The 12,692-nt window shown below is 36.9% G+C and carries 16 protein-coding genes; 4 read left to right on the forward strand and 12 right to left on the reverse strand.

The features are described 5' to 3' along the window. Positions 1-300 precede the first annotated feature (300 nt). On the forward strand, positions 301-747 hold the full coding sequence (locus T498_RS0104670) for a MerR family transcriptional regulator (protein WP_028234922.1): 447 nt from the start codon (positions 301-303) through the stop codon (positions 745-747). Between the two features lie 186 nt (positions 748-933). Here the strand turns inward: T498_RS0104670 and T498_RS0104675 are convergent, their stop codons facing one another. Then, positions 934-1,437 carry a helix-turn-helix domain-containing protein gene (locus T498_RS0104675; RefSeq protein WP_028234923.1) on the reverse strand — a complete coding sequence of 168 codons (504 nt, stop codon included), beginning with the start codon at positions 1,435-1,437 and terminating at the stop codon, positions 934-936. A 154-nt stretch (positions 1,438-1,591) separates the two neighbouring features. On the opposite strand from T498_RS0104675, the gene T498_RS16680 reads away from it, so the two are divergent. From T498_RS16680 to T498_RS0104690, 3 genes are read left to right on the forward strand one after another with little or no spacing between them, the layout of a single operon-like run. Then, positions 1,592-1,750 (forward strand): hypothetical protein, encoded by a 159-nt coding sequence (locus T498_RS16680; RefSeq protein ID WP_155951014.1) that lies wholly within the window; start codon positions 1,592-1,594, stop codon positions 1,748-1,750. Positions 1,751-1,789: 39 nt separating this feature from the next. Further along, positions 1,790-1,987, forward strand: coding sequence for a PspC domain-containing protein (locus tag T498_RS0104685; RefSeq protein ID WP_036977795.1), 198 nt, complete (start codon positions 1,790-1,792; stop codon positions 1,985-1,987). Between the two features lie 12 nt (positions 1,988-1,999). Beyond that, on the forward strand, positions 2,000-2,209 hold the full coding sequence (locus tag T498_RS0104690; protein ID WP_028234925.1) for a hypothetical protein: 210 nt from the start codon (positions 2,000-2,002) through the stop codon (positions 2,207-2,209). A 51-nt stretch (positions 2,210-2,260) separates the two neighbouring features. Here T498_RS0104690 and T498_RS0104695 read toward each other — a convergent pair whose 3' ends face one another. From T498_RS0104695 to pdxR, 11 genes are all read right to left on the reverse strand, one after another. After that, positions 2,261-2,887 carry a flavodoxin family protein gene (locus T498_RS0104695; protein ID WP_028234926.1) on the reverse strand — a complete coding sequence of 209 codons (627 nt, stop codon included), beginning with the start codon at positions 2,885-2,887 and terminating at the stop codon, positions 2,261-2,263. A gap of 34 nt (positions 2,888-2,921) precedes the next feature. Beyond that, positions 2,922-3,464 (reverse strand): macro domain-containing protein, encoded by a 543-nt coding sequence (locus tag T498_RS14875; RefSeq protein WP_051524594.1) that lies wholly within the window; start codon positions 3,462-3,464, stop codon positions 2,922-2,924. A gap of 560 nt (positions 3,465-4,024) precedes the next feature. Beyond that, positions 4,025-4,570: a cysteine hydrolase family protein gene (locus T498_RS0104705; RefSeq protein WP_028234927.1), complete on the reverse strand. Its 546-nt coding sequence runs from the start codon at positions 4,568-4,570 to the stop codon at positions 4,025-4,027. 110 nt (positions 4,571-4,680) lie between these two features. Beyond that, positions 4,681-5,595, reverse strand: coding sequence for a hypothetical protein (locus T498_RS0104710; RefSeq protein ID WP_028234928.1), 915 nt, complete (start codon positions 5,593-5,595; stop codon positions 4,681-4,683). Positions 5,596-5,675: 80 nt separating this feature from the next. After that, positions 5,676-6,110, reverse strand: coding sequence for a Fe-S cluster assembly scaffold protein NifU (gene nifU / locus T498_RS0104715; protein ID WP_028234929.1), 435 nt, complete (start codon positions 6,108-6,110; stop codon positions 5,676-5,678). A gap of 31 nt (positions 6,111-6,141) precedes the next feature. Continuing rightward, positions 6,142-7,347: a cysteine desulfurase NifS gene (nifS, locus tag T498_RS0104720; protein WP_028234930.1), complete on the reverse strand. Its 1,206-nt coding sequence runs from the start codon at positions 7,345-7,347 to the stop codon at positions 6,142-6,144. Positions 7,348-7,480: 133 nt separating this feature from the next. Next, positions 7,481-8,992, reverse strand: coding sequence for a sodium/proline symporter (locus T498_RS0104725; protein WP_036977797.1), 1,512 nt, complete (start codon positions 8,990-8,992; stop codon positions 7,481-7,483). Between the two features lie 21 nt (positions 8,993-9,013). Further along, positions 9,014-9,769: an amino acid ABC transporter ATP-binding protein gene (locus T498_RS0104730; protein WP_028234932.1), complete on the reverse strand. Its 756-nt coding sequence runs from the start codon at positions 9,767-9,769 to the stop codon at positions 9,014-9,016. Between the two features lie 21 nt (positions 9,770-9,790). Continuing rightward, positions 9,791-10,447: an amino acid ABC transporter permease gene (locus tag T498_RS0104735; protein WP_028234933.1), complete on the reverse strand. Its 657-nt coding sequence runs from the start codon at positions 10,445-10,447 to the stop codon at positions 9,791-9,793. 23 nt (positions 10,448-10,470) lie between these two features. Beyond that, positions 10,471-11,292, reverse strand: coding sequence for a transporter substrate-binding domain-containing protein (locus T498_RS0104740; RefSeq protein ID WP_028234934.1), 822 nt, complete (start codon positions 11,290-11,292; stop codon positions 10,471-10,473). Positions 11,293-11,377: 85 nt separating this feature from the next. Continuing rightward, positions 11,378-12,664, reverse strand: coding sequence for a MocR-like pyridoxine biosynthesis transcription factor PdxR (gene pdxR / locus T498_RS14880; RefSeq protein ID WP_051524595.1), 1,287 nt, complete (start codon positions 12,662-12,664; stop codon positions 11,378-11,380). Positions 12,665-12,692: the final 28 nt, after the last annotated feature.

The raw sequence follows: 12,692 nt of genomic DNA on the forward strand, positions 1-12,692 counted from the left end.
TTCTTTCAAAAAATAAAGCTATACTTCTACAGAAGTACAGCTTTATTATAACTCTGTAGAAGTATAGCTTCAAGAGATTGCTAAAAATCCCTTGGCAAAGCCAAGTTCTTGTGGGCTTTTTCCTTAAGTAGCCCACAAGAAGTCATACATAGTTTTTACTTCCTTTCTCTTTGATACAAGAGGTATACTAACATCTAAAGTTAACTTTAGGTCAAGCTTTTTCTTGCACATTATTTTATATCATGCTAAAATCCACGTAATTAAAGTATTTTTGTAGTACAAGCTTTTGGAGGTCTTATGATGTATACAATTGGCCAAGTTTCAGAAATGTTTAATATCCCTATTTCAACTTTGCGCTACTACGATAAGGAAGGTTTCTTTCCTAATATGGAGCGCCAGTCTGGAATAAGAAAGTTTTCAGATGCAGAAATTTCAGCATTACATTTAATTGAATGCCTAAAATGTTCTGGCTTAGAAATCAAAGAAATCAAGCAGTTCATGGAAATGACTACAAAGGGAGCTGAAACCTACGAAGCTAGAAAGAAGCTCTTTGAAACAAGACGTGCCGCTGTGGAAGCTGAAATTGCACAACTTCAAAGCACTCTGGATATGCTTAAATACAAATGCTGGTACTATGAAACAGCCATAAAGGATGGAAATGAAGATGGAATCAAAGCCATGCTTCCTGACAATCTTCCACCTGAGATTCAAAAGCTTTATGACAGTGGAAATGGGCATAAAGCCTAAATCCCTAGCATATTACTTAGATAAGAAAGAGTTTTGCTTTGCAAAACTCTAGCAGTGCGAGCCGGCAATTGCTGTAAGCAATTATCTTCCTATGCCGGCGAGACACATCCTTCAAGCGCAGCTTGTTTTTACTTTATAGGAAATACAGAGTAATTTCCTATAAAGTAAGAAAAGCTCGAGCAATACTTATGAATATTGCTCGAGCTTTTCTTTGTCAATTTTTCCTTCAGCAATCATGTTAGAAACCCAGAGTTTAAGGGACTCTACTGTTAAATCTATTTGATCAAGTTGCTTCTGAATAGCCACAAAATCCTCAATTTCATCATCAGAAATCACTCCATCTGCTGTGATATCAATTAGTCGTTCTTTCTGGTTGTTGAGAGAATTAAGTGCTGAGAGCATACCTAGAACAATCTCTGGAAGCGAAGAAATTTTTACTTCCGGAACAGATTCCTGACCGATTCGACACTCATGTGTACAGTAGTGGTTGCATAGATCTTGTCGCTTATAAGCATTTGCTAAATCTACCACATCCTCAGGGTATATAGCTACTTTGCCTGTTTCTATCTTTTCCAATCGGCTTTCCGATATTGTTCCTATTAATTCACTGGCTTGAGCCCTTGTTAATCCAGCTTCTTCTCGAGCCTTGAAATATATGCTTTTATCTTCTTTTATTGATTTTCTTCCCATTGTGGTGTCCCCCTTTACTATAATCCATTATATCTATTTTGCTAAAAAAGAAAAATAGGGTATAAATATTTGCCTAATTAATGATATACTAATCAGCATTTACCTAATAAAATATAAGCAAGAACAGAGAAATATTAAAAAGAGGTACTAATCTATGACGGTACAAGATCGAATCAAAAGATGTAAAATACTGATGCTCATGGATGAGTATCCCGAGTTAGCAAAAGAAATCGGATTATCAAATGAATCCTTTTTTACTAACAACAAGTCTGATAATGTAGAGGTTTTAAAAGAGCCAGATATCGGATTCTAATCTGGACTAATATTTAATAGAAATAAGAGGTAATTGATTATGAATGGAAAAAGATTATACAAAAGCAATAACAAAAAAATCTGCGGTGTTTGTGCAGGTATAGCAGAATACTTTGACATTGATCCAACGATAGTTAGATTAATATGGGCAGCTTTTACATTAGCTGGAGGTAGCGGAATCTTAGTATACATCATTGCAGCACTGGTTATGGACGATAATCCAATGAATATCGTTTAAGGAGGGATTACTATGACATTATTATTTTTCGTCTTATTTTTTATTGTATTTGGGAAAATGATAGGTTTTGCATTTAGAGCTACCTGGGGAATATTTAAGTTGATGACTTACATCGTATTTCTACCATTCATATTGGTAATGCTAGTGTTCGGTGGCTTGCTATATATTGCATTTCCACTCCTTGTAGTTGTTGGGCTATTTTCACTAATAGTAAAAGACTAATTAATGCACTGCATTAATTAGTCTTTTATTTGTTCATTTCAACTGATTTAATTACTTTCCGTCTGAGAAGCTAGTGAAGAAACTTCTTTCTACTTCTGGCTCGCCGTATTTTTCTTTGGCATCGGCAAAAGCCTTTATCATGAATGCCATATTTCGAGCTAGATTTCTCATAGTCTGCAAGCCTTCTAAATCTTTTCTTACATCATCTGCTGTAAATCCATGAACTTGATTCCAATATGTACTTGTAGCAATTGGCATTCCACTAATTGAAAAATACTTGTTTAACACATCAAATGATGCCGAATTGCCACCGCGTCTGGCACTTACAACAGCCGCACCTACCTTAAGATGCTTAGAAAAAGATGTGCTATAGAATAACCTATCCATAAATGAAAGAATTGTCCCATTAGGAGATGCATAATAAACAGGACTACCTACTACTAGCCCATCTGCTTCCTCAAATTTTGGTGCAACTTCATTTACCAAATCATCAAAAACACATTTACCAAGCTCTTCACATTTGCCACAAGCGATACATCCTCTGATGTTTTTATTTCCAACATTAATAATTTCTGACTCAATTCCTTCTTTTTCAAAAACCTGAGCCATTTCTTGTAATGCTGTTGCTGTGCAGCCATTTGATTTTGCACTTCCGTTTAATAATAGTACCTTTGCCATAATAGACTCCTTTTTTGTAATCTAAAAATATTATTTAATCCATAATAAAATGATTATTAAACTCCTCTTGCGCTGCCGACATTTCATGTGCTCCATACGCACATAGCATAACATCAATCTCATAGTTTGGATATTCATCTATAAATCTCTTATAAGCTCTGCAGCATTGTTTTGTTGATTCAGCAACTGGATTTTTTAAATTGCCACCAAATATGCCAGCACTAATAAGAGGAAATGATATGCTATGATATCCATTATCCATCATAACTACCAGCGAATTGTAATATGCGTCATAAAGTGCATTAAATGCAGTTGGCGTAACTGCAAAATTAGGCCCAATGGCATGAATAATTGCTTTGGCATTAGATAGTCTAAACGCTGGTGTGATAACTGCAGCTCCATCACTTAAAGGTGTCTTATATCTGCCACATGCCTCGCTTAATTCTTGTATGCCAGCTTTATCAAAAATAACTCCGCATATTCCTCCACCTGCCCAAAGACCTGAATTTGCAGCATTTACAATTATATCTGCCTTTTGATCTGCACATGAACCATTAATTAAACTAATCTTACTCATTTCACCACCTCTACCTTCGCAGACTTCTTGCGAGACAAACAGAGCAAACTCCCGCAAAAATCTGGCTTCGCCTGATACGCCTTTGCATAAATGCAACGCTTAGTCAAATACGATTATATTTTACTTGTAAAATTGACTTTAGTAATGAATAACAAGTAGAGATTTCTTATCAAAATGTAAAGCTACTTGTAATTCGGATAATTATATTTAATTACAAGTAGTTTTTAATCACCAGGTTTTAGGAACTACTTGTATTTATAAAAATATGCCACTATCACAAGTAGCCAGCATTGCAATGTTACCAAATCCTACTTGTGATAAGCATAATACAAATAGTCGCAAGTAGTGGATAATATGAACAATTATAATACTACTTGTGATATAAAGAAAAATAACGTTCACAAGTAGGATTAAAAGAAAAAGTATTGAAAGCTACTTGTATAACACAATTTTTTTATTTCACACAAGTAAATTAATAACAATCGTTAGTATATTAGCGCAAAATTGTTTGAATCATTGTGAGCCACTCATGAAATAAGCCCACCAAAACCTTTATATGCCTATCGCCAGTCCTCTAAGCCTTCATTGAGTATGTGAATGTGGCATGCTTTCATAGCCTCTATTGCTGTATCGTGGCTTTGAGGGGTAACACCTGCACATCCCTTGGCATCAACAAATATTCTAACATTTGGTAATACAGATTTAATTAGTAGAGCATTTGATATTACGCAAATATCAGTACATACTCCTACGATTTCAACAGATTCTACATCGCCTTCTTTACCCTCAAAAAATTGGGCTAGCTCTTTTGAGCCGAATGTGTTTTTATTGAATATATTTTTCTTATCAACATAAGGCGCTAATTCTGAAGTGATTTCCCACCCTTGGGTATTTTCAATACAATGTGGTACAGGTAGATTTGCACCTTCCTCTGTAGACATATAGTTTTCCTGATGCGTATCCCTTGTAAAAATAATATGAGTATCGGAATCTACATGATCCAGTTTATCTTTGATGTACTTGATAACTTGAACACCCTCATCATTTTTTAGTGCCCCCGTCAAAAAATCATTTTGCATATCGATTACTACTAAATACTTATCCATATCGGTCCCCCTTTGTCTTTTATAATCATCTTATATGATTAATTAAACAGATAGCAAGTCATAATTCAAGGTTGCCCGTAAAAAAGGGCGCCCTGCTGGCGCCCATTCTATTATTCTTCATAATCTAAGAATTCTATTGAATCTATTATTTCTGCTAACGTATCGCTTACGAGATAGTTCTGTTCCTCGTCCTCTCCCATGTGTTCAGTAAACTCAAATACAAGAGCTCCATCCATATAATCTCTTGCAACAGCTGTCATATATAATCCAGAACCATCTGTACTTGGAGCGGACTGTACCCAATAGCTTTTAACATCTTCTGTTCCAGGGAATGTACCTTCAGAATATGTTACTGCATCGCCGTATGGCTCTCCAAGTGTTTTGATTATACCTTCGGCATTGTCATCAACAGTATATGTAACTGTAATCATATTTGTTCCTGCAGATTCGCCAGTAAACACAAATGTGGTGATTGGGCCGCCTTCATTTACCTGAATTAATTCAGGATTGTAATGTACGCTCCAACCGTTTGCATCCGTATATACGAAGTGCTCACCATTAGCTTCATTTACATAATTTACTGCGCTAAATGTATCTACATCCACACCTTCAACAGGTTCAAAAACAAGCTCTATACCATCATCAAATGAGCCCTTAACTATTCCATTCTCACAAGAAATAACCTTAAACTCTTCATCAATTGGATCAATACTTCCTATATGAAATGTAACGCTATCTTCTTTTTGCTCGCACTCAAAATAATTTGCTGTATTTGCAACTCCATCTTCGATACTTCCCGAGCCATCTCCAAAGAATACATAAAAATATGTCTTTTCTGGATTTTCAGCCTCTGCAGCATAATTTACATAAACACCCTTTGTAAATATTTCCTCTGCTGCTTCAGTCCCTTTATCCACATTTTTTGACTCTTCTTTAGCATCAGCTCCACAGCCTACAACCGAAGTAGCCGAAAGCATTGCAATTGAAAGTATAGCAACCATCTTTTTTACATTAGCACAAAACATGTTTATTCCCTCCAACTAGATTCATTGTTTTCGTTTACATGGGAATATTATCACAAGTTTTGTCACATTAATGTCACACCCTAGTGCATATGGCAAGACTCAACCTCTGGATCAGGGAAATCCTTTGGATCATATTCGATGCCATTCTTGTCATAGTAATTCTTTACAGCAGACTTTATTGCCTCCTCTGCTAACACAGAACAATGAAGCTTGTGTGTTGGCAGACCGTCAAGCGCTTCCGTAACTGCTTTATTTGTAAGCTGAAGTGCCTCATCAAGTGGTTTGCCCTTAATAAGTTCTGTAGCCATTGAACTAGATGCAATAGCGCTGCCGCAGCCAAATGTTTCAAACTTTACGTCATCAATAACCTTGTCATCATTAATCTTTAAATATATCTTCATGATGTCGCCACAGACAGGATTTCCAACTTCCCCAACACCATCTGCATCCTCTATCACTCCTACATTTCTAGGATTTCTGAAATGATCCATAACCTTTTCACTATATAATGCCATTTTTTATTCCTCCAATTACTTTTATGTTTTATTAAGCTACAGAATGCTCTGCAAAAATATGTGGTCGTTTTCCACTTACTAAATCACCCCAGAATGGTGAGAATCCTCTTAAGTATTCAACAACCTCTGAAACCGATTTGATGATATAGTCAACCTGTTCCTCTGTAGCATCTTCGCCAAGAGAAATACGAAGTGACCCATGAGCAACCTCATGCGGTCTTCCGATAGCAAGAAGCACATGGCTTGGATCAAGTGAGCCTGATGTACATGCTGAACCAGATGAAACTGCAACGCCCTTATCATCTAACAAAAGAAGCAATGACTCGCCTTCGATACCCTCAAAACAGAAGTTTACATTTGACTTTACTCTCTGATTTCTATCCCCGTTTAACTCTGAATAAGGTATCTTTGAAAGTCCCTCAATTAATCTATCCTGAAGCTTCTCGAACTTGGCATTGTTCTCATCAATATGTGCAACTGCATCTTCAAGTGCAACAGTCATTCCTACAATACCAGCAAGATTTTCTGTGCCTGCTCTCTTGCCTCGTTCCTGGGCTCCACCGTTAATAACATTTGTAAGAACTATTCCGCCTCTTGCATAAAGAACACCTACACCTTTAGGTCCATGGAATTTGTGAGCTGAAATTGAAAGCATATCAATATTCTGCTCCTTAACATCAATGTGAAGATGACTCACAGCCTGAACAGCATCTGTATGAAAAATTACACCGGCCTCTTTACATACGGCACCAATTTCAGCGATAGGCTGAATTGTACCAATTTCGTTATTGGCATACATGATAGTAACTAAGGCTGTATCCTCGCGGATTGCGTTTTTTACTTCCTCAGCTGTAACTACACCATTAGTGTGCACATCGAGAAGTGTTACCTCAAAGCCTTCCTTTTCAAGTGCTTGTAGTGTGTGAAGAACTGCATGATGCTCAAACTTAGTTGAAATGATATGCTTCTTTCCCTTTTTCTCGCCAATTCTTGCCGCCGAAATAATGGCCTGGTTATCCGCCTCACTTCCACCTGATGTAAAGTAGATTTCTCTAGGAGCTGCCCCGAGAATCTTTGCTACTCTTTCTCTTGCCTCCTCAAGAACCTCCTTAGCCTTCTGTCCTACTGAATACAAACTAGATGGATTTCCATAAACCTCCGTAAAATATGGTAGCATAGCTTCTACAACCTTAGGACTTACGGCTGTAGTTGCTGCGTTATCTGCATATACAAACATTATTAGTTCCTTCCTTTCACATATTTGCTAATCACCTATCAATTAGCTATGTAAAAGAAAATATCACCTATAACCTACTTAGTCAATAGGTTATAGGTGATAAATTGTCTTGTTGATATATATTATCAATATGTTAAATTGATTCGAACTCTTCTACAATTTCCTTTTCAGGAGCTGGTGTAATTAAGCTTACGATTACACATAAAAGCATAGCTACAATAAATGCAGGAAGCAGCTCATAGATTCCAAAAATACCGCCCATTGGCTTAATCAAAAACTTCCATACGAAAATCATAATTCCGCCGCCAAGCATACCTGCGATTGCACCGTATCTGTTTGCTCTCTTCCATGTAAGTGCAAGTATCATAATTGGACCAAATGCAGCACCAAAACCGGCCCATGCAAATGATACAATACCAAATACTGAACTGTTAGGATCTCTAGCTATAAACACTCCAATTCCTGCAATAATAACAAGCACTATTCTAGCCATTACCATCTGCATGTGTTCTGAAAGCTCGATTCCAAAAGTCTCATGTAAGATATTTTCAGAAACTGATGATGAAGCAGCAAGCATCTGTGAATCACATGTAGACATTGTACATGCAAGAATTCCGGCTAAGATAACACCTGCTAAAAGTGATGCTGCAAAACCATGCTCTGCTAAAGTCTGGGCGATGATAACGATTGCACGCTCTGAATCTTCAAGCTCTGCAAGGGCACCAACGTGAACCATTGTACGTGTCATAACACCGATAAAAATTGCAACGCCCATTGCTATAAATACCCATACAGTAGAAATACGACGGCTCAATTTTATTTTCTCTGGATCTTCAATAGCCATAAATCTCAAAAGAATATGTGGCATACCAAAATATCCTAAGCCCCATGCCATGGTAGAAATGATAGTAACAATTCCACCATAAGAAACCCTAGATGCATTAGTAAAATCGTGAGTAGCAAGCAAGCTGATATATCCGTCTAAAGATGTAGCGAAGTTATTAACCACATCTATTCCACCTACGCTAGATAAGCCAAAGCATACTACTGCAATAAGTGCAACTGTCATAATAATCGACTGAACAAAATCAGTAACTGACGCAGCTGTAAATCCACCTGTTGCTGTATATCCAATGATAACTGCTGCAGAAACAATCATGGCGATTGTGTAATCTAATCCAAACAATGATGAAAATAGCTTTCCACATGCAGCAAAACCTGAACCAACATATGGGATAAAGAATACAACTATTATTGCTGATGAAATCAATAATAATGTGTGACTCTTATCTCTAAATCGATGTTCGAAGAAATCTGGAATAGTAACCGAATCATTCTTCTCAGAGTATTTACGAAGCTTTTTCGCTACCAATAACCAGTTGAGGTATGTACCAATTCCAAGACCTAACGCAGTCCAGAACACATCACAAATACCACTTGCATAAGCTATACCAGGCAATCCCATGAGAAGCCATGATGACATATCTGATGCTTCAGCACTCATGGCTGTAACAAAAGGCCCTAGCTTTCTTCCTCCTAAATAATAATCTCCAACCGTGTGGTTGTCTTTTGCAAAAGTAGCACCCATGATCAACAATGCTGCCAAATAAACTACTATCGCAATTACGATACCAAGTGTTGCCATATTAATCTCTCTTTCTAATTTCTATTTTAGGTAATTTGCAAGAAACTGTTTTGTTCTTTCATTTGACGGGTTATCAATAACCTGCTCAGGAGTTCCCTGCTCTGCAATTACACCACCATCCATAAATATTATCTCATCTGATACTTCTCTGGCAAATCCAATTTCATGAGTAACAATAATCATGGTTGTATGCTGACTTGCAAGTTCCTTTATAACCTTTAAAACTTCTCCTGTAAGCTCAGGATCAAGGGCTGATGTAGGCTCGTCAAAGCATAATATATCCGGGCTAAGCGCCAAAGCTCTTGCTATAGCAACTCTTTGCTGCTGTCCACCAGAAAGCTGATGAGGGTAATTATCCATCTTTTCTGACAACCCCATTTTTGTAAGCAGTTCTTTTCCTCTTTCAATTATCTCATTGACCTCTTCTTTTGATTTGGCCTCGAGCTTAGGTGCAAGTATTACATTTTCTAAAGCAGTATACTGCGGGAAAAGATTAAACTGCTGAAATACCATTCCAAAATGATGACGATTCTTTCTAATTTGAACATCAGTCAATTTAGCATTGTCTGCAAAGAAAAGTAAATCTTCATTTACTGATATTGTGCCATCATCTGGCACCTCCAAAAAATTCAGACAACGGAGAAGTGTTGTCTTTCCTGAACCAGAACTTCCTAAAATAGAAAGAGTCTGTCCCTTCTCCATGCTAAATGAAATGCCCTTTAGTATTTCATCATCATCAAATTTTTTCTTTAATCCGTTAACTTCTAAAATTGCCATATTCTTCTCACTTATTATTTGTTATTTGAAATAGCTGAGTCTCTTTTCTATATAACCAAATAGCAGTGTCAATAATCCGCTAAAGACTAGATAGAATACTCCAGTGTAAAACAGAGGCCAGATTATACCTGCACTCTTGATGAAACGTTCGCCCTCCCAAATAATTTCATAAAACGCAATAACTCTGGCAAGGGATGTATCCTTTACCAGGGTGATAACTTCGTTTGAAATTGGCGGAACGATTTTCTTTATTACCTGAAACAATACAATTTTAAAAAATGTCTGTCGCTTAGTGAGGCCTAAGACTGCAGCTGCTTCGTACTGTCCTTTTGGAATAGACTGAATACCACCTCTAAAAATTTCACTGAAATAGCAGGCATAGTTGATTACAAAAGCTACAAGAGCTGCTGTGAATCGGCCGCTATCTCCAGAGCCCCAGAGGTTGACTCCAAGAAAAACTCCTGGTCCATAGAAAATAATAAGAAGTTGTAGCATCAGAGGTGTTCCTCTGATAATCCATATAATAAACCTGATTGGTAAACGAACTATACTACTTTTGTTCATGGAACCAAAGCTTATTATAAGTCCTAATGGTAATGAAAATAATAGTGTTAATGAAAATAATTTGAGGGTTCCGAAGAACCCCTCTAATAGTGATATTGTTACGTTTGTAAACATATTGCGTCCTTAGTTAATTATTTTTATTGAGCAACGATTGCTTCTTGTACTCCGTATGTAGTGGCAATCTTTTCCATTGTGCCATCGTCATACATTGTTTTAAATTGATCATTGATGAATGCAGCTAAGTCTGAACCCTGACGGCAGCCTACACCGTATTCCTCTGTAGTAAGCTCTACTGTATGTGTAAGATTATCATAGCTAGTACCTTCTCCAACCATAGCACCTGCCATTAAAAGATCGATTATGCACGCATCTGATGTTCCTGCAGAAACTTCCATTACTGCGTCAGACTGTGACTTAACAGCAACATAATCAAATCCATTTTCTTCTGCAGCTGCTTCACCAGCAGAACCTGATTCAACAGCAAAGCTAAGATCAGCTGCTGTGTCAACACTTGTTACATCTGCGGCTTTATCCTTATTAACTACAACAACCTGTGCATTATTAAGGTAAGGAACTGTGCACTCCATTGAATTCTCAACTTCAGGAGTAAGAGTCATACCATTCCATACAACATCAATCGACTTATTCTGAAGCTCGAGGATTTTGTTATCCCAATCGATTTCTACGAATTCAACATCTACTCCAAGTGCTTCTGCTACTTCTCTTGCAAGATCTGCATCATAGCCAATCCACTCTCCATTGTCATCCTTGTAATCCATTGGAGCGAAATCTGTGATACCAACGATTAATGTGCCCTTGTCCTTGATATATTCAACATCGCTTTCTGCTGTATCAGCACCATTTGCTGCATCTTTATTGTCTGTAGCTGAAGAACCACAAGCTACCATTGAAAGTCCCATCATTAATGCTAGTGTACTTGCTAAAAACTTTTTCCTCATTATATAATCTCCTCAATCCATTTATTCACTTTATTGTGATAAAGCATTAAATTAGTGTACTTATACACTTTAGCATACTAAAGCATTATTGTAAACTACAATTTAATTTTTCTACTGCTGGAATTATATTTTCTTTTTGAATCTTGCTACAGGATATTAAAATAGTTGCTGTATTTTCACCGTATTCCATAATATTTAACTTAACTTTACTTTTCTCAAGCCTTTCTTTAATGCCAGCGCCCTGAAGTTTTATTCCCATCTCCATTCCACTATCACCCATAAAGATGTCCGCGTTGTCACCAAAGTTTTTCTGCATTATCTTATACATCATTTTTCGCTTGCCTTCATAAAAACGTTTCATCTTTTTAATGTGCCTGTTTAGATGTCCGTCCCTCAAAAACTGTGCCAAGGCAATTTGTTCTGCCAAAGATGCAGTCTGATTATAATAATCCCTAATCTCGTTATACATCTCCTTAGTTCCTTTTGGCAAAATCAAAAAACTGATTCTGACACTAGGCAAAAGAATTCTTGAAAATGAACCTAAAAAAGCTGTGTTTTCACCACCAGTCATTGCATATAAACTGGGCGTTGGTTTGCTTGAAAAAACAAACTCATTTTGATAATCATCCTCTATGATTAGATGGTTGTTTTTCAAGGCATGCTCTATCAGCTCATGACGCCTTTTCATGGTCATGACCTCTCCCCATTTAGTCATGTATGATGGTGTCACATATATAACATGGCTTTCCTTATCACGATAATTTACATTAAAGCCTGCGTTCTTAAATGTCATTGCGCCATCGGCAAAGCTTTTTGTAGGAAAAGATATACTTTTCTCTCCAGGGATTAAGGAAATCAGTATTGGCAATAGATTCTGAAATCCTGCACCAATTACAATCTCTTCTGGGCTGCAGATTATATTTCTATTCTTTCTAACATAGGACGCAATCTCTTGCCTTAAATCATCTTCTCCCTGATTTTTGGCATACGCAAGCAATCTATCTTCCTGTCTCAAAGAGGATTTCATATATCTTCTCCACAAATCAAGGCAAGATACTTCCTTATCCTCTCCAATAGTCGACAAATCATATTGATAGCTTTGATTTTCCTTATTTATTGTATTGAAATTATCTTCATATTGCTCACCCTTGGAAAATCTCGAAACAGTTTCTGAGACAAAATATCCAATTTTTTCAACTGAGTAGATATAACCATCTGCCGCCAGTTGCAAATATGCTGTTTCTATTGAAGTTTTACTAACCCCCAATGTCTTTTCTGATTCCCTGATTGATGGCATTCTATCCCCTGGCTTTAGGCTTGCATTAAGAATCTGATTTACGTAAAAACTATATACCTTTTCGTATACTTTCATATCTGTCCCCTAAATTATTTTCATTTTT

The sequence above is a fragment of the Pseudobutyrivibrio sp. MD2005 genome (genome assembly GCF_000621865.1).
GTDB lineage: Bacteria > Bacillota > Clostridia > Lachnospirales > Lachnospiraceae > Pseudobutyrivibrio.

Excerpts from the sequence above, each read along its gene's own strand:
- T498_RS0104670 (WP_028234922.1), top strand. The coding sequence starts at position 301 with ATGTATACAATTGGCCAAGTTTCAGAAATGTTTAATATCCCTATTTCA.
- T498_RS0104705 (WP_028234927.1), bottom strand. The coding sequence starts at position 4,570 with ATGGATAAGTATTTAGTAGTAATCGATATGCAAAATGATTTTTTGACG.
- T498_RS0104685 (WP_036977795.1), top strand. The coding sequence starts at position 1,790 with ATGAATGGAAAAAGATTATACAAAAGCAATAACAAAAAAATCTGCGGT.
- T498_RS0104735 (WP_028234933.1), bottom strand. The coding sequence starts at position 10,447 with ATGTTTACAAACGTAACAATATCACTATTAGAGGGGTTCTTCGGAACC.
- T498_RS0104730 (WP_028234932.1), bottom strand. The coding sequence starts at position 9,769 with ATGGCAATTTTAGAAGTTAACGGATTAAAGAAAAAATTTGATGATGAT.
- nifU (WP_028234929.1), bottom strand. The coding sequence starts at position 6,110 with ATGGCATTATATAGTGAAAAGGTTATGGATCATTTCAGAAATCCTAGA.
- T498_RS16680 (WP_155951014.1), top strand. The coding sequence starts at position 1,592 with ATGACGGTACAAGATCGAATCAAAAGATGTAAAATACTGATGCTCATG.
- T498_RS0104740 (WP_028234934.1), bottom strand. The coding sequence starts at position 11,292 with ATGAGGAAAAAGTTTTTAGCAAGTACACTAGCATTAATGATGGGACTT.
- T498_RS0104710 (WP_028234928.1), bottom strand. The coding sequence starts at position 5,595 with ATGTTTTGTGCTAATGTAAAAAAGATGGTTGCTATACTTTCAATTGCA.
- nifS (WP_028234930.1), bottom strand. The coding sequence starts at position 7,347 with ATGTTTGTATATGCAGATAACGCAGCAACTACAGCCGTAAGTCCTAAG.
- T498_RS0104690 (WP_028234925.1), top strand. The coding sequence starts at position 2,000 with ATGACATTATTATTTTTCGTCTTATTTTTTATTGTATTTGGGAAAATG.
- T498_RS0104675 (WP_028234923.1), bottom strand. The coding sequence starts at position 1,437 with ATGGGAAGAAAATCAATAAAAGAAGATAAAAGCATATATTTCAAGGCT.
- T498_RS14875 (WP_051524594.1), bottom strand. The coding sequence starts at position 3,464 with ATGAGTAAGATTAGTTTAATTAATGGTTCATGTGCAGATCAAAAGGCA.
- pdxR (WP_051524595.1), bottom strand. The coding sequence starts at position 12,664 with ATGAAAGTATACGAAAAGGTATATAGTTTTTACGTAAATCAGATTCTT.
- T498_RS0104695 (WP_028234926.1), bottom strand. The coding sequence starts at position 2,887 with ATGGCAAAGGTACTATTATTAAACGGAAGTGCAAAATCAAATGGCTGC.
- T498_RS0104725 (WP_036977797.1), bottom strand. The coding sequence starts at position 8,992 with ATGGCAACACTTGGTATCGTAATTGCGATAGTAGTTTATTTGGCAGCA.